The 15,054-nt window shown below is 66.9% G+C and carries 17 protein-coding genes; 7 read left to right on the top strand and 10 right to left on the bottom strand.

All coding sequences use genetic code 11. From position 1 onward, the window contains the following. Positions 1–90 precede the first annotated feature (90 nt). Positions 91–1,221, top strand: a complete 1,131-nt coding sequence (locus H587_RS0111020) for an NAD(P)/FAD-dependent oxidoreductase (protein WP_027176319.1) — start codon at positions 91–93, stop codon at positions 1,219–1,221. On the opposite strand, the gene H587_RS0111015 is transcribed toward H587_RS0111020, so the two are convergent. Then, on the bottom strand, positions 1,218–1,865 hold the full coding sequence (locus H587_RS0111015; protein ID WP_027176318.1) for a carbonic anhydrase: 648 nt from the start codon (positions 1,863–1,865) through the stop codon (positions 1,218–1,220). The two genes, H587_RS0111020 and H587_RS0111015, sit on opposite strands and share 4 nt — an antisense overlap. 3 nt (positions 1,866–1,868) lie before the next feature. Then, on the bottom strand, positions 1,869–3,533 hold the full coding sequence (ilvD, locus tag H587_RS0111010; RefSeq protein WP_027176317.1) for a dihydroxy-acid dehydratase: 1,665 nt from the start codon (positions 3,531–3,533) through the stop codon (positions 1,869–1,871). A 218-nt stretch (positions 3,534–3,751) separates the two neighbouring features. Between ilvD and H587_RS0111005 the strand changes: the two genes are divergently transcribed. After that, the gene (locus H587_RS0111005) at positions 3,752–4,102 is read left to right on the top strand and encodes a cupin domain-containing protein (protein ID WP_027176316.1); all 351 of its coding nucleotides are present in this window, start codon (positions 3,752–3,754) and stop codon (positions 4,100–4,102) included. Here the strand turns inward: H587_RS0111005 and H587_RS0111000 are convergent. Genes H587_RS0111000 through trhA form a run of 3 tightly spaced genes read right to left on the bottom strand, consistent with a single transcriptional unit; the run spans position 4,099 to position 6,367 of the window. Beyond that, positions 4,099–4,977: a cell division protein FtsX gene (locus tag H587_RS0111000; protein ID WP_027176315.1), complete on the bottom strand. Its 879-nt coding sequence runs from the start codon at positions 4,975–4,977 to the stop codon at positions 4,099–4,101. The genes H587_RS0111005 and H587_RS0111000 overlap by 4 nt on opposite strands. Then, positions 4,974–5,660: a cell division ATP-binding protein FtsE gene (gene ftsE, locus H587_RS18305; RefSeq protein ID WP_051202698.1), complete on the bottom strand. Its 687-nt coding sequence runs from the start codon at positions 5,658–5,660 to the stop codon at positions 4,974–4,976. The genes H587_RS0111000 and ftsE overlap by 4 nt, the downstream gene beginning before the upstream one ends. Positions 5,661–5,707: 47 nt before the next feature. Further along, entirely contained in the window at positions 5,708–6,367 is a 660-nt protein-coding gene (gene trhA, locus H587_RS0110990; RefSeq protein ID WP_027176314.1) for a PAQR family membrane homeostasis protein TrhA, read from the bottom strand. A 316-nt stretch (positions 6,368–6,683) separates the two neighbouring features. Here trhA and purU point away from each other — a divergent pair, with 316 nt between their 5' ends. After that, positions 6,684–7,541, top strand: a complete 858-nt coding sequence (purU, locus tag H587_RS0110985) for a formyltetrahydrofolate deformylase (RefSeq protein WP_027176313.1) — start codon at positions 6,684–6,686, stop codon at positions 7,539–7,541. A 5-nt stretch (positions 7,542–7,546) separates the two neighbouring features. After that, on the top strand, positions 7,547–8,545 hold the full coding sequence (locus H587_RS0110980; RefSeq protein ID WP_051202696.1) for a lytic murein transglycosylase: 999 nt from the start codon (positions 7,547–7,549) through the stop codon (positions 8,543–8,545). Between the two features lie 93 nt (positions 8,546–8,638). Here the strand turns inward: H587_RS0110980 and H587_RS0110975 are convergent, their stop codons facing one another. Together H587_RS0110975 and H587_RS0110970 are read right to left on the bottom strand one after the other, a co-directional pair. Then, positions 8,639–9,034: a hypothetical protein gene (locus H587_RS0110975; protein ID WP_027176311.1), complete on the bottom strand. Its 396-nt coding sequence runs from the start codon at positions 9,032–9,034 to the stop codon at positions 8,639–8,641. A 90-nt stretch (positions 9,035–9,124) separates the two neighbouring features. Next, positions 9,125–9,418 carry a hypothetical protein gene (locus tag H587_RS0110970; RefSeq protein ID WP_156904527.1) on the bottom strand — a complete coding sequence of 98 codons (294 nt, stop codon included), beginning with the start codon at positions 9,416–9,418 and terminating at the stop codon, positions 9,125–9,127. 220 nt (positions 9,419–9,638) lie between these two features. Here H587_RS0110970 and H587_RS0110965 point away from each other — a divergent pair, with 220 nt between their 5' ends. Together H587_RS0110965 and H587_RS0110960 are read left to right on the top strand one after the other, a co-directional pair. Next, positions 9,639–9,920 (top strand): type II toxin-antitoxin system RelE/ParE family toxin, encoded by a 282-nt coding sequence (locus tag H587_RS0110965; RefSeq protein ID WP_027176309.1) that lies wholly within the window; start codon positions 9,639–9,641, stop codon positions 9,918–9,920. Further along, entirely contained in the window at positions 9,904–10,239 is a 336-nt protein-coding gene (locus tag H587_RS0110960; protein ID WP_342662372.1) for a HigA family addiction module antitoxin, read from the top strand. Before H587_RS0110965 ends, H587_RS0110960 begins: the two co-directional genes overlap by 17 nt. Before the next feature lie 2 nt (positions 10,240–10,241). Here H587_RS0110960 and vapC read toward each other — a convergent pair whose 3' ends face one another. The 3 genes from vapC to H587_RS0110950 are packed head-to-tail and all read right to left on the bottom strand — an operon-like array spanning position 10,242 to position 13,616. Further along, complete coding sequence (gene vapC, locus H587_RS0110955) at positions 10,242–10,646, bottom strand: type II toxin-antitoxin system tRNA(fMet)-specific endonuclease VapC (RefSeq protein WP_027176307.1); 405 nt, start codon at positions 10,644–10,646, stop codon at positions 10,242–10,244. Further along, positions 10,643–11,308 carry an AbrB/MazE/SpoVT family DNA-binding domain-containing protein gene (locus tag H587_RS20610; RefSeq protein WP_156904526.1) on the bottom strand — a complete coding sequence of 222 codons (666 nt, stop codon included), beginning with the start codon at positions 11,306–11,308 and terminating at the stop codon, positions 10,643–10,645. Before H587_RS20610 ends, vapC begins: the two co-directional genes overlap by 4 nt. A 13-nt stretch (positions 11,309–11,321) precedes the next feature. After that, positions 11,322–13,616 carry a vitamin B12-dependent ribonucleotide reductase gene (locus H587_RS0110950; RefSeq protein WP_027176306.1) on the bottom strand — a complete coding sequence of 765 codons (2,295 nt, stop codon included), beginning with the start codon at positions 13,614–13,616 and terminating at the stop codon, positions 11,322–11,324. Between the two features lie 241 nt (positions 13,617–13,857). Here H587_RS0110950 and H587_RS0110945 point away from each other — a divergent pair, with 241 nt between their 5' ends. Further along, positions 13,858–15,033, top strand: a complete 1,176-nt coding sequence (locus H587_RS0110945; protein WP_027176305.1) for a pyridoxal phosphate-dependent aminotransferase — start codon at positions 13,858–13,860, stop codon at positions 15,031–15,033. Positions 15,034–15,054 lie beyond the last annotated feature (21 nt).

Below are 15,054 nucleotides of genomic sequence, written 5' to 3'. Positions count from 1 at the left end.
GGGGCCGCTGGCCCCTGGCGGGTCCGGGCGGAGCCCGGCCGCCGGAGGCATCTTGCCTCCCGCTCTTTCGACCTGTAAGACTTCCAGCCCATGACCCACGAATACGACGTCGTCATCGCGGGCGCGGGCCCGGCGGGTTCCGCGGCGGCCGCCGTACTGGCCGGGCGCGGGCTGTCCGTGGCCGTGCTGGACCGTCGTGAGTTCCCCCGGAACAAGCTCTGCGGCGGCCTGCTGACCTGGAAGACCCGGCAGATCCTGGAGCGGGTCTTCGGGCCCGGGGTTCTGGACGGCGCGACCGACCACGTCAGCGACCGTTATGAGATTTTCCACCGGGACCGGCTGCTGGCCGAGGGCCGGTCGCCCGAGCCGTTCGTCCTGGTCAAGCGCCGGATCCTGGACCTGCGCCTGCTGGAGCTGGCCCGGGCCCGGGGCGCGGCCTTTTTCCCGAACCGAGCGGTGGCGGAGTGTAGGCCGGAACGCGGGGAGCTGGCAACCGCCGGGGGCGAGGTCTTCCGGGGCCGGTACGTCATCGGAGCGGACGGCGCGGGCAGCGTGGTGCGCAAGCGCCTGGGGGCGGACCGGGAGGCTTGGCGCAAGGGCCTGGCGGGCGCGGTGGAGATTCTCGTGCCCAGGGAAGCGTTGCCCGGGGCCGTGGATCATCCCCGGCTCTACGCCGGGTTCGTGGACACGGGCTACGGCTGGGTCTTCCCCAACAGCGACGGCATGGTGGTGGGCCTGTGCGGGCTCATGCGCGGCAAGCCGGACTATCCCCGCCTGCTGCGGGATTTTCTCGGGTTTCATGGGCTGCTCGGGATGCGGGGTGTGGCGGTGTACGGCCACCCGCTGCCCTATGGAAACTACCTGAAGACGCCCTATGGCGGCCGCGCGCTCCTGGCGGGCGACGCGGGCGGGTTCGTGGAGCCCTTGCTGGGGGAGGGGATTTTCTACGCCCTGACCACGGGGCGCTACGCGGCCGAGGCCGTGATCGAGGCCTTGGACCGGGGCGGCGAGCCTGGTCCGGCCTATGCCCGGCGCATTCGGCGGGTGCTCGTCCCGGAGTTCCGGGCGGCCAACGCGCTGCGCTGGACGCTCTTCGCCCTGCTGCGCGGGGCGGGGCCCGGGCTCATGGGCGGGGCCGTGCGTTTGTTCTCCGGCCCGCTGGTCCAGGCCGTGCATGGCCTGCGCTCCTACCGCTTCCTGCTGCCCAAGACCTGGGACTAGCCAGCCTCGCAGCGCGGGACCAGGGGTTCGAACTGGCCGGACTGGGGCAGGTAGCTCAGCAGTTCGCCGCGCTCCAGGTCGAAATACCAGCCGTGCAGGAGCAGGCTGCCCGTCTCCACGCGCTCCCGGACCCAGGGGAAGGTCAGCAGGTTGTCCAGGGACACGAGCACGGCGGCCTGTTCGCAGGCGCGTTCCTGCAGCTCCGGGGACTTGTCCGGCAGCTCCCGCAGCACGCGTTCCCGGGCCGGGGCCATGATGTCCACCCAGCGGGGCAGGAAGTCCCTGGCCTGGCCGAACTCCCCGCGCATGAGCGAGCGGATGCCGCCGCAGGCGCTGTGGCCCATGACGATGACGTGCTCCACCAGGAGCACGCGCACCGCGAATTCCAGGGCCGCGCTCACGCCGTGGTGGCCGCCGTCGTCCTCGCATGGAGGCACGAGGTTGGCCACGTTGCGGATCACGAACAGGTCGCCGGGCGCGCTGTTCGTGAGGATGGCCGGGTCCACCCGCGAGTCGCAGCAGCCGATGAGCAGGGCGCGGGGATTCTGGCCGGAGCGCAGCCGCTGGAAGACCTCCTCGTCCCCGCAGAAGTAGTTGTCCTGAAAAGCCTTGAATCCGTTGATGAACTTGGCGATGTCACGCATCGTCTACTCCAGCACGGCCCCCTGCGCCGCCGAACTGACGCGCGAGGCGTAGCGCCGCAGGAACGGCGAGGCGATGGGCTTGTCCAGGGGTTTCCAGGCGGCCTTGCGCCGGGCCAGTTCCGATTCGTCCACCAGCAGTTCGATGCTCCGCGCCGGGATGTCGATGGCGATGCGGTCGCCCTCGCGCACCAGGCCGATGGGCCCGCCCGAGGCGGCCTCCGGCGAGACGTGGCCGATGGCCGCGCCGCGCGTGCCGCCGGAGAAGCGGCCGTCGGTGATGAGGGCCACGTCCGCGCCCAGGCCCATGCCCGCGATGGCCGAGGTTGGGGTGAGCATTTCGCGCATGCCCGGGCCGCCCCTGGGGCCCTCGTAGCGGATGACCACCACGTCGCCCTTGACGATTTTTCCGCCCAGGATGGCGGTCACGGCCTCCTCCTCGGAGTCGAAGGGCCGCGCCGTGCCGGTGCGCTTCATCATCTCCGGGGCCACGGCGGCCTGCTTCACCACGCAGCCCTGGGGCGCGATGTTGCCGTAGAGGATGGCGATGCCGCCCTCGGGGGAATAGGGCTTCTCCAGGGGCCGGATGACCTCGGGGTCGAGCACGGCGGCCTGCAGGTCGGCCAGGTTCTCGCCCACGGTCCGGCCCGTGGCGGTCATGGCCGAGGGGTCGGCGAAGCCGCCGCGCACCAGCTCGGAGAGCACGGCCTGGATGCCTCCGGCCGCGTTCAGATCCTCGATGTGGTGGTGCCCGGCGGGGGAGAGCTTGCAGAGGTCCGGGGTTTTCTTGCTGATCTCGTCGAAGAGCTTCAGGTCCACGGAGAGCCCGGCCTCGCGGAACACGGCGGGCAGGTGGAGCACGGTGTTGGTGGAGCCGCCCAGGGCCATGTCCAGGGCCACGGCGTTCCTCGCGCTTTTCTCGGTGACGATGTCGCGGGGTTTGAGGTCCGCGCGCAGCAGGTCCATGACCCGCATGCCGGAGAGCTTGGCCAGGCGTTCGCGGGCGGCCATCACGGCCGGGATGGTGCCGTTGCCGGGCAGGGCCAGACCCATGCCTTCGGCCAGGCAGTTCATGGTGTTGGCCGTGAACATGCCCGAGCAGGAGCCGCAGGTGGGGCAGGCGCACTGCTCCATGTCGGACAGCTCGGCCTCGGTCATGGTTCCGGCCCGGACGCGGCCCACGGCCTCGAAGGCCGTGATGAGGTCCACGCCTTTCTTTTGATGGCGCCCGGCCAGCATGGGGCCGCCGGAGACGAGCAGGGCCGGGATGTTCAGCCGGAGCAGGGCCATGAGCATTCCGGGGATGATCTTGTCGCAGCTACCCACGCAGACCAGGGCGTCGAAGGGGTGGGCCGTGGCCATGATCTCGATGGAATCGGCGATGATTTCGCGGCTGGGCAGGCTGAACTTCATGCCCTCGTGGTTCATGGCCAGCCCGTCGCAGACGCCGATGGCCGGGAACTCCAGGGGCGTGCCGCCGTTCATGCGGACGCCGTCCTTCACGGCCTGGGTCAGCCGCCGCAGATGCGCGTGGCCCGGGATGAGTTCGTTGAAGGCGTTGCACACGCCCACCAGGGGCCGGTCCATCTCCTCGCGGGTCAGGCCCGTGGCGTGCATGAGCGATCTGTGGGGGGCCTTCTCCAATCCGTTGGTCATCTTCTTGCTGCGCATGATCCCTCTCCTTGTGACGCGGGACGCGCCGGTCGGCGGCCCGCCGAATGCGCCGCCGGAACAGGGCTCGGCGGCGACGGCCAGCATGATACAACTCGCGGCGGGGGTCCAGCGTTTTGCGTGGGCGTCCGCCCGCCGCTTCAAAAAGGGCCCGCTTCGAGTTATGCCCGGGCAGGGTCGGGCGATTTCCGCCAGGCCGCGAACCGGGAGGAAACACCGTGAAGATCCTGAAAAGCTATGCGGAAGTGGAGCCGCGCGTCCTGCCCGTCGCCGGGGCGGGCGTCACTGGCCGGGTGCTGCTGGGCAAGGCCGACGGGGCCGTGAATTTCTGCATGCGGCTCATCGAGGTGGCTCCGGGCGCGTCCATCCCGGCCCACAGCCACCCCTGGGAACACGAGCAGTTCGTGGTCTCCGGCACGGGCAGCATTCTCAAGGACGGCGCGCCCGTGGACTTCGGCCCGGGCAGCGTGCTGTTCATCGCCCCGGGCGAGGAGCACCACATCCGCAACACGGGCTCCGAGCCCCTGCGGATCGTCTGCCTCGTGCCGCCGTTCGCGCCGGAGCTCTAGCGCCGCACGGCCACGAAGCTGCTGGCCACGCCCACCAGGGTGACCACCGCGCAGAGCACCGCCGCCTGGCTCCAGGGCAGGAACTCGATGCGCAGGAACAGCGGCGGGAAGTTCAGGGCGTCGCGCAGCGCGCCCTGCACGAGCTTGAGCCCGGCCAGGGCCAGGCCGCTGCCCAGAAGCCCCTGCACGGCCCCGCCGGTGAGCAGGGGCCAGCGGATGTACCAGGGCCGCGCGCCCACCAGGGCCAGGATCTCCACCTCGTCCAGCCGGGTGAGCAGGGAGAGGCGGATGGTGTTGGAGACCACCAGGGCCACGATCAGGGCCAGGAAGCCGATGATCGGCCAGATCACGGTCTTGGTCAGGGTGATCCAGCCCTTGGCCATGTCCATCTGCATGGGGTTGAAGTGGACCTTGTCCACGTGGTCCATGTTCTTGAGCCGGGCCAGGATGGCCAGGGACCAGCCCTCGGCCAGCCGGTCCGGGGACATGGCGAAGGAGAGGACCGCGGAATAGGGCAGGGGGTTCTGGCCTTCGAGCCAGCTGAAGTCCCCGGCGTCGCCCAGGGCTCCGGCCAGGTCCGAGAGGGCCCGCCTGGGCGTGTAGGTGTCCATGTCCGTGAGCCCGTCGAGCTTGCGCAGCCCCTCCCACTGCTTCTCCACCTCGGCCTCGGGCGCGGAGGCCTTCCAGTAGACCTGGAACTGCACCTGGCCCCGGTTGCGCAGAAGCTCCTGGTTCACGTTGTGCACGAGCATGAGGAACAGCCCGGCCAGGAGCGTGACCAGGGTCACGGCGGCCAGGGTGAAGACCTGGGCCCAGGGGTGCAGGGCCATGTCGCGCAGGCCGCGCAGGGTCAGGCGCAGAAGCTGGCCGATCACCGTTCGTCCTCCGGTCCGTCCGGGCAGGGGAGGTTCACGGCGCAGCCGTTCTCCATGTGCAGGATGCGCGCGCCGGGCACGAGCTTCAGGATCTCGCGATTGTGCGTGGCCATGATCACCGATGTTCCATAGGAATGGAACTGGCGGAAGATGTCCATGAGGTGGGTGGTCAGGTCCTGGTCCAGGTTGCCGGTGGGCTCGTCGGCCAGGATGAGGCTCGGGTTGGTGACCATGGAGCGGGCGATGGCCACGCGCTGCTGCTCGCCGCCGGAAAGTCGCTCGCAGGCGGAATAGGCCTTGGGCTCCAGGCCCAGGGCCCGGATGATGGCGCGCACGCGGCGGTCCATGAGGTGCCGGGCCATGCCTCGGACCTCCAGGGCCAGGGCCACGTTCTCGTACACCGTGCGCTTGGGCAGGATCTTGAAGTCCTGGAAGACCACGCCGATGCGGCGGCGCAGGTCCGGCACGCGCGAGGGCGAGAGTTTGTGCAGGTCGAAGCCCGCCACCCGCAGCGCGCCGCGGGTCACGGGCAGGGCGCCGTAGAGCAGGCGCAGGAGCGTGGTCTTGCCCGCGCCGGAGTGGCCGGTGAGGAACAGGAACTCGCCCTTGCCCAGGCTGAAGGAGATGTCCTTGAGGGCCCACTGGGAGCCGAAGGAATGGGACAGATGCTTGGCTTCGACCATGTCCGGGCGTTCTATCGCGACGGCCCGAGTTTGTAAAACGCGGGGTTTCAGTCCATGCGGGCCAGGTAGGCGTACATGACCCAGAAGTGGGCCAGACTGCCGCCCATGACGAAGAGGTGGAAGATTTCGTGGAACCCGAGCAGCCCCGGCCAGGGGTCGGGCTTCTTCAGGGCGTAGACCAGCCCGCCCAGGGTGTAGGATGCCCCGCCCACGGCCAGCCAGACGAACGCGCCCGGGGGCATGGTCTGGAGCATGGGCCAGATCGCCGCCAGACAGAGCCAGCCCATGAAGAGGTAGATGCCCGTGGACAGGCGGCGGGGGGCCGAGAGCCAGCAGAGTTTCATGGCGATCCCGGCCAGGGCCAGGCCCCAGATCACGCCGAACAGGGACCAGCCCCAGGGCCCGCGCAGGGGGATGAGGCAGATGGGCGTGTAGGTGGCCGCGATGAGCACGAAGATCATGGCGTGGTCCAGGCGGCGCAGACGGCGCACCCCGGCCTCGGACAAGGGCAGCCAGTGGTAGAGGGTGCTGGCGGTGTAGAGCAGCACGAGCCCGGCTCCGAAGAGCGAGAAGGTCACCAGGTGCCAGGGGCGGACCGGGGTGCAGGCCTCGATCACGAGCAGGATCAGGCCCACCACGGAGAGGCCCGCGCCCACGCAGTGGGTCAGGCCGTTCATGGGATCGCGCAGCCGTCTGGTTCGGACCATGCGTTTTGCTTACGACAAGGCCCCGCAAAAGGGAAGCGCCCCGTCGGGTCGGGGCGCTTCAAGAGGAGGGGGGTTGGTCTGGATCGCTTGCGGAGAGAGGAGCGCCGGGTGGGAGTGAGGCCCGGCCTCTTGGTTTGCATTGAGCAAGAGCGGTGCCAAAACGCAACGTGTTGGATTCATTGATTCTCGGTGCGAGGCCATGTGCAATCCCTCCGGGACGGGCGCGCATTTTTGCACACCGGGCGCAATTTTTCTCACATCCCGGGCGCGCCCCGCGCTCTGGCCTTTTTTCCCTTCCTCGGCTACAGGAGCGGCCATGAACGAGAACGCCGTGGCGCGGCTGCGCATCACCTGCCCGGACAAACCCGGGATCGTGGCCGCCGTGACCAACTTCCTGGCCTCGCACGGGGCCAACATCACCGCCCTGGACCAGCACACCAGCGACCCCGAGGGCGGCGCATTCTTCATGCGCCTGGAGTTCCAGACCCCCCGCCTGGACGTGACCCGGGGCGTTCTGGAGGACGCCTTTTCCGAGATCGTGGCCCGGCCCTTCCAGATGGACTGGCGCATCGGCTATTCCAGCGACACCAAGAAGGCGGCCATCCTGGTCTCCGGCCAGGAGCACTGCCTGCTGGAGCTGCTCTGGCGCTGGTCCCGGGGCGAATTGGACTGCGACGTGGGCATGGTGGTCAGCAACCACCCGGTGCTGCGCGAACCCGTGGAGGCCTTCGGGGTGCCCTTCCACTACGTGCCCGCCGACGGCGACAAGGCTGCGGCCGAGGCGCGCATGTTGGAGCTCATGGAGGGCCGCTTCGACCTCCTGGTCCTGGCCCGCTACATGCGGATCCTTTCGGCGGACTTCGTCTCCCGCTTTCCGTCGATCATCAACATCCATCACTCCTTTCTGCCCGCCTTCGTGGGCGCGGACCCCTACCGTCAGGCCCGCGAACGCGGGGTGAAGCTCATCGGTGCCACGGCCCATTACGTGACCGCCGAGCTGGACGGCGGGCCGATCATAGAGCAGGATGTGGCCAGGGTCTGCCATCGTCACGACGTGGACGCGCTCAAGGATCTGGGCCGCGACCTGGAGCGTCAGGTTCTGGCGCGGGCCGTGCGCTGGCACCTGGAAGACCGGATCATCGTGGACCGCAACAAAACCGTGGTGTTCGCCTGAGAGACATGAACGCGCGCATCGTCCTCGCCCTCTGCCTGCTGCTGGCCCTGGCCGCCCCGTCACGGGCCCAGGACGAGCCGGTTTCTGGCGCGGAGGAAGTGCGCGAGGCGGTCCGCGGGATCGACGAGAGCGAGGTGCGCGCCGAGGCGCTCATGCCCGTTCCGGACCCGGAGCCCGCCGTCCCCGCGCCGGACCCGGCCTGGGCCCTGCTCCTGTCCGAGCTGGAGGCCGACGGCCTGCCGCGCGCCGAACTGGAGGCCGTGTTCGCCCGGCCCGAGGTGCGCTTCGACCCGGCCTACATGGGCAAGAAGCTGCGCGCCCTGTTCAAGACCAAGTACCTGCCCCGTCCGGAGGTCCAGCCCGGGCCGCACAAGACCATCTGGGAGACCTGGCTCACCCCGGCCAACCGGGCCGAGATCGCGGCCTTCATGAAGGCCAACGCCAAGGCCCTGGCGGCCGCCGAAAGGAAATACGGCCTGCCCCGGCAGGTGCTGGTGGCCATCCTCATGGTCGAGACCAAGCTCGGCAAGTATTGCGGCGAACGTCCGGCGCTGAGCGTGCTGGCCAGCATGGCCGCCACGCGGGACTACGATGTGGTGCGCGGCTATCTGGAGGAGTTTTCGCCCAACGCGGCCCAGGTGGATTGGCTCAAGATGCGCCAGGGCCAGAAGGCCGACTGGGCCTACGAGGAACTCAAGGCCTTCCTGGAGCTGTCCCTGACCAACCGCTCGGACCCGGTGATCGTGCCGGGCTCCATCTACGGGGCCATCGGCCTGTGCCAGTTCATGCCCACCAACGCGCTCAAGCTCGGGGTGGACGGCAACCGCGACGGCAAGGTGGACCTCTTCGCCCCGGCCGACGCCATCCACAGCGCGGCCAACTACCTGAAGAACGCGGGCTGGCGGAAGGGCCTGAATCACAACGGCCAGATGCGGGTCATCATGCGCTACAACCACGACCGGACCTACGCGGGCACGGTCCTGGCCATCGCCAAGCGCATCTAGGCGGCCCCGGCTGCGGGCGGCTTCGCCGCGTTTCGGAAAGGCGAAAGAAAAGCCCCGCGCGTGCGGGGCTTCCGTTTTTTTCGGGGCGCGGCGCTACTTGTTCTTCTTCTTGCCCTTGTCCGGCTTGCCGCCCTTGTTCCCCTTGTCGGACTTGTCCTTCTTGCCCTTGTCTCCCTTGCCCTTGCCCGGGGCGTCGTCGTTCCAGCCGCCCTGGCCCGTGCCGTCATCGGTGCGGTGGACCCTCTCGCGGGCCTTGTCCTCGGTGCGGATCATCTTCTTCTGGCCCTGCTCCACGGCCTGATCGTGGCCCTTTGCGGCCTGGCTGTCGATCTGGTCCTGGGTCCGTTCGAGCTTGGTCTGGGTCTGTTGTTCGATGCGGGCGGCCTTGTTCCCGCCATTGCCTTTGTTCTGGGCCGACGACAGGGTCGGAAGGGCCAGGGCCAGGATCAGGGCCAGGGCGGCCACGGGCAGAGTCTTCAAGCGGATCATGGGAGTCCTCCTTGTTCCTTGGGCCGGAGACTGGAGCCGGTCCATTTCCATTATACGATGCAAACGGGAAAAGGTCACATCCGGCGAGAGTTAATGCCGCCAATGGTGACGACCCGGCTTGTGTCGGGGACCGTCATGCCGGTCCCAGCGGCCGTCGTGGCGCGAGACCGGAGCCGCGCGGTGGACCACCGGCCGGGGCGCGGCGCGGTAGACGACCGTTCGCGGCGCGCCCACGTAATACACGGGCGCGGGTTCGTAGACATACACCGGCCTGTGGTGATGCGGGGCGGAGCCGCCGAAAAAGAACGGGTCGTTCATCTCCGCGCAGGCCGGAAGCGTCAGGGCCAGGGACAACAGCGCGACGCAGAGCATCCTGTTTCGCATCGCCTTGCCTTCTCCTTAGGCCGACGGGACCGGGAGCCCGCCGACAGCCGGGGAGAGCATGGACAGTGCCAACCGGCATCAGGCCGGATCAACTGGATTTTTCAGGCCCGCCACCCCGCGCGGAGCATCCCGGGTGCGCAAGAAAGGGAAGGGGTGGGCAGGGATTGCGCAGGCTTCTATCCGTGTTTACATGTCATGCGTCGCGTGATATGCATGGCATATGATCGCGTCCTTCAAGTGCGGGGAAACTGAGAAGCTGTTTCTGCGGAATGCCTCTCGGCGGTTCCCGGCGAGCATCCAGGCCGTGGCCCGGCGGAAGCTGGTCTGGCTGGACTCGGCCAAACGGCTTGAGGACTTGCGCATCCCTCCGGGCAACAGGCTGGAAGCCCTCAAGGGCGATCGCCAGGGGCAGCACAGCATCCGCATCAACGACCAGTACCGGATTTGTTTCGTCTGGACCGGAGCGGATGCCCGGGACGTGGAGATTGTCGACTATCATTAAGGAGGTGGCGGGCATGGCCGTGAAGCTGCCGCCCATTCATCCGGGCGAAATTCTGCTGGAAGAGTTCCTCAAGCCGCTGGGCATCAGCCAGACCCGGCTGGCCCTGGACCTGCGCGTCCCGGCCCAGCGCGTCAACGACCTCGTGCGCGGCCGCCGTTCCGTGAGCGTGGACACGGCCATGCGTCTGGCCGCCTACTTCGGCACCACGCCCGAGGTCTGGCTCAATCTCCAGACGCGCTTTGATTTGGAAAAGGCCGAGGACGAGAACCTGGCCGAACGGATCAAGGAAGAAGTCCGGCCCAGGGCGGTGAACGGGTAGGGTCAGCCCGCCCAGTTCTCCACGTTCAGGCCGGGCACGCGGCGGAACTCCCGCTCGTTGTTGGTCACGAGGGTCGCGCCCAGGCCCAGGGCGTGGGCCGCGATGAGGGTGTCCAGGGGGCCGATGGGCGTTCCCCGGGCTTGCAGGTGGGCGCGGATGCGGCCGTATTCCTCGGCCGCGCGGTCGTCGAAGGCCGCGATCTCCAGGGGGGCCAGGAAGGCGATGAGGGCCGCCCGGTTGCGCGCCGGGTCCGCGCTCTTGGACACCCCGAACTCCAGTTCGGCCACCGTGACGGCCGACACGCCGATGGCGGCCGCGGGCTGGGCCCGGAAGCGGTCCAGCACGGCGCGCGGCTTCCGCTTGATGCAGTAGATGCAGATATTGGTGTCCAGAAGGAAGCGCGTCACAGGGACTCGCGTTCCTGCTCGCCGGGCTGTTCGCGGTCAAGCATAAAGTCTGGAGTAAATTGGCTGGGAGCGAGTTCATGCAGGACAAGTTGTATCGAGTATAATATTACGCCAAGCAGTTCGCCGTCATAAACAAAATCGAATTGCTCTGGCGATTTTTTAGAACTAGAATTTTTGCCCGTCTTTTCATATTCATTTCTTGTTCTATTAAGATATTTTTCAAATGGATATCTTGAGGCGACGAGATTTTTTGAAAATAGCTTTAGTTTCTTTGCTAGGGCATCTTCATCGAGCGTACCGTAAAAGCCATTTCCAAGAGGCAGCTGAGGAGGGTTATGTTGAATAAGTAAGTTTACTGTAGATAATAATTTCCCTTTTGTTGTATCCCCGAGTTGGCTATACATAGTATGTAATTCATGAGTTTTATCAAATTCTAAATTTTCGTCTACAATCTTTAATGCTTTAAAAAATAATTCCAAAGCAACAAGCCGTAAAAAATAACCTGGAGAAATCAAAATTTGCATTCTTTCTACTGCGTCCTCAATCGTATGCGCGGGTTTGGTCAGATTCGCTGATTTTAAATAAGAATTCGCGTATGTCAGCAACAAGTCAATGGCAAAATGTTTGTCTTTAATTATTATTGATGCCGCTTTTTTGCTCATACGGAATTCCCTCTCACCCGCACTTCGTGAACCCGCAGGCCTTGCAGATGTGGCAGCCTTCCTCGAACACGAGTTCCTCGCCGCATTCCGGGCAGGTGGGTTTGTCCAGCGTGTTGCCGTTGTCCACCGTCACCTTCCGGTCCTTGAGGTAGCGGTTCTCGAACACGTAGGCCACGGCGTCCGGGATCGACTGCACCAGGTACTTCTTCTGGAACTTCGGGTGTTCGCCGCCGATGCCCTTGAGCTGCTGCACGATGTCGATGACCTCCACCCCGCTGCGCAGGGCCAGGGACACCAGCCTGCCGATGGCCTCGGCCTTGGCCGTGATGCTCCGGCCCGACTTGCCGATGGTGGCGAAGACCTCGAACGGCTTGCCGTCCACCTCGTTCACCGTGAGGTAGAGCACGCCCAGGCCCGTCTCCACCTTCTGGGTGAAGCCGTAGACCACGTCGGGCCGGCCCTTGACCACGCTCTTCTTCTTGCCCTCGCCGTCCTTCTTCTCCTGGCCGTCGCCCGTGCAGAGCACCTGTGACGACTTGCAACCGTCGCGGTACACGGTCACGCCCTTGCAGCCGTATTCGTAGGCCTTCCAGTAGATGTCCCGGATGTCGTCCTGGGTGGCCGAGTTGGGCAGGTTCACGGTCTTGGACACCGCGTTGTCCGTGTACTTCTGGAAGGCGGCCTGCATCTTGAGGTGCCAGAGCGGCTCGATGTCCATGGCCGTGACGAAGACCCGGCGCAGCTCCTCGGGCAGGAACTTCATCTTGCGGACCGAGCCGACCTTGGCCACCTCCTCCATGAGCTTGGGGCTGTAGGCCTCGGCCTTCTTCAGCGCGTCCTCGAAATAGGGGTTGGACTCCACCAGCCGGTCACCGTCCATGACGTTGCGCACGAAGGAGAGTGCGAACAGCGGCTCCACGCCCGAGGAGCAGCCCGCCAGGATGGACAGGGTGCCCGTGGGCGCGATGGTGGTCGTGGTGGCGTTGCGGTAGGGGCCCAGGTTCTTCTTGCCCCAGGTGGAGCGCTCGTATTCCGGGAAGGCCCCGCGCTCCTTGCCCAGGGTCTTGGACGCGCTGCGGGCCTCGGCCTGCACGAACTCCATGACCCGCCCGGCCAGGTCCACGCCCTCCTGGGAGTTGTAGGGCACGCCCAACTGGTAGAGCAGGTCCGCGAAGCCCATGACGCCCAGGCCGATCTTGCGGTTGCGCTGGACCATGTCCGTGATCTGGGGCAGCGGGTAGCGCGAGGCGTCGATGACGTTGTCCAGGAAGCGCACGGCCAGGTGCGTCATGCGCTTGAGCTCGTCCCAGTCGATGTGCTCCTCGGGCCGGGCCTCGCCGTTCTTGGCCTTCTTGCCCTTGGCCTTGGACTTGCCGTTGGGCTTGTCGCGGAAGAGCACGGCCAGGTTCAGGGAACCCAGGTTGCAGGCCTCGTAGGGCAGCAGGGGCTGCTCGCCGCAGGGGTTGGTGGACTCGATCTCGCCCAGGGCCGGGGTGGGGTTGTCGCGGTTGATGCGGTCCAGGAACACGATGCCCGGGTCGCCGGACTCCCAGGCCTTGCGCACCAGGATCTGGAAGACCTCGCGGGCCTTGAGCCGGGCCTTGACGTCCTTGGTGTGCGGGGCCACGAGGCCGTATTCCTCGTCCTTCTCCACGGCGCGCATGAACTTCTCGGTCAGGGCCACGGAGAGGTTGAAGTTGTTCAGTTCGCCCTCGCGCTCCTTGGCCTTGATGAACTCCAGGATGTCGGGATGGTCCACGCGCAGGATGCCCATGTTGGCCCCGCGCCGGGTGCCGCCCTGCTTCACCTGCTCGGTGGCGGTGTTGAAGATGCGCAGGAACGAGATCGGGCCCGAGGCGATGCCGCCCGTGGAGCCCACGCGCGCGGCCTTGGGCCGCAGCCGCGAGAAGGAGAATCCCGTGCCGCCGCCGGACTTGTGGATCAGCGCGGCGTGCTTCACCGCGTCGAAAATCTCCTCCATGCTGTCGCCCACGGGCAGCACGAAGCAGGCCGCCAGCTGGCCCAGGTCCGTGCCCGCGTTCATGAGCGTGGGCGAGTTGGGCAGGAAGCGGAAGGAGGTCATCAGGTCGTAGAACTCGCGCGCCAGGGCGTCCACCGTGTAGGAGGACTTCTTGTACTTGCCCTCCTCGGAGGCGATGGCCTTGGCCACCCGCCAGAACAGCGCCTTCGGGGTCTCGCAGGGCTTGCCCTCGCCGTCCTTGCGCAGATAGCGGCGTTCCAGGACGATGCGGGCGTTCTCGGAGATGGCGACCTCGGGCAATGCGGCGGGAACCTTGGACTCGCTCATGGGGGCTGCTTCCTTCATGGTGGATTCGATATTTCTTCCGACGGGCGTTATCCGTTCAACGAAAAGCGGGGCGCGCGGCGGTAGTCAAGATGTATAAAAAAAGTCTGGAAAAAAAACCAGGGCCCGGGAGCTTCGATGGACGCACGACTCCCGTTCAAACCCCGCGCCGGGTCTGTGTTTACCTCGGCCGGGAAATATCCTAGAACGGGTAAAAACCACACCTTTCGAGGACATCCGAACCATGAACATCTCCCAGCGACTGTCGCGCATCCGCCCCTCGGCCACCCTGGCCGTCAACGCCAAGGCCCAGGAGCTCAAGGCCCAGGGACGGCAGATCATCAGTCTGGCCGTGGGCGAGCCCGACTTCCCCACGCCCCCGCACGTGGTCGAGGCCGCCAAGGCGGCCCTGGACGCCGGGCACACCCGCTACACCCCGGTTCCCGGCATCCCGGCTCTGCGCCGGGCCGCGGCCATGTCCTACGGCCGTTTCTACGGAACCAAGGCCGCCCAGGAGAACGTCATCGTCTCCAACGGCGGCAAGCAGGTGCTCTACAACCTCTTCATGGCCCTGCTGAATCCCGGCGACCAGGTGCTCATCCCCGCGCCCTACTGGGTGAGCTACCCGGACATGGTCCTCCTGGCCGACGGCGAACCCGTGTTCGTGCCCGCGGCCCCGGAAAAGGGCTTCCTCCTGGACGTGGAGGATCTGGAGCGGGCCTGGACCCCCAAGGTCAAGGTCCTCATCCTCGGCTCGCCCTCCAATCCCACGGGCGGGCACTACGCCCAGGAGCGCCTGACCGCCCTGGCCGAATGGGCCCGGAGCAAGGGCGTCTTCGTCATCTCCGACGAGGTCTACGACCACCTCGTCTACGAGCCCGCCAAGCCGAGCACCCTGGCCGGGTTCTTCGAGGCCCACCCCGAGTCCTGCGCCCTGGTCGGCGCGCTGTCCAAGAGCTTCTGCATGACCGGCTGGCGTCTGGGCTGGGCCCTGGCCCACCCGGAGCTGGTCAAGGCCATGAACAAGATCCAGGGCCAGAGCACCTCCAACGTCTGCTCCTTCGTCCAGCACGCGGCCGTGGCCGCCCTGGAGGGCCCCTGGGACGTGGTGGACGAGATGCGCGCCGCCTTCAAGCGCCGCCGCGACCTGGCCCTGGGGATCATCCGATCCTGGCCCGGGGCCGTCTGTCCCACCCCGGACGGCGCGTTCTATCTCTTTCCGGTGCTGTCGGCCTTCTACGACGAGGAGGCCCCGGACTCGGCCGCGCTCTGCACCCGCATCCTGGAGAAGGCGGGCGTGGCCCTGGTGCCCGGCTCGGCCTTCGGCGACGACCGCTGCATCCGTTTCTCCTACGCCGTGGCCGACGAGACGCTGAAGACCGCCCTGGACAAGGTCGGGGCGGTGTTGTTGAAGAAGTAGGCCAGGCCCTCCGGCGGCCAG

The organism is Desulfovibrio aminophilus DSM 12254 (assembly GCF_000422565.1).
Lineage (GTDB): Bacteria > Desulfobacterota > Desulfovibrionia > Desulfovibrionales > Desulfovibrionaceae > Aminidesulfovibrio > Aminidesulfovibrio aminophilus.
This window is presented reverse-complemented; position numbering and strand designations above follow the sequence as displayed.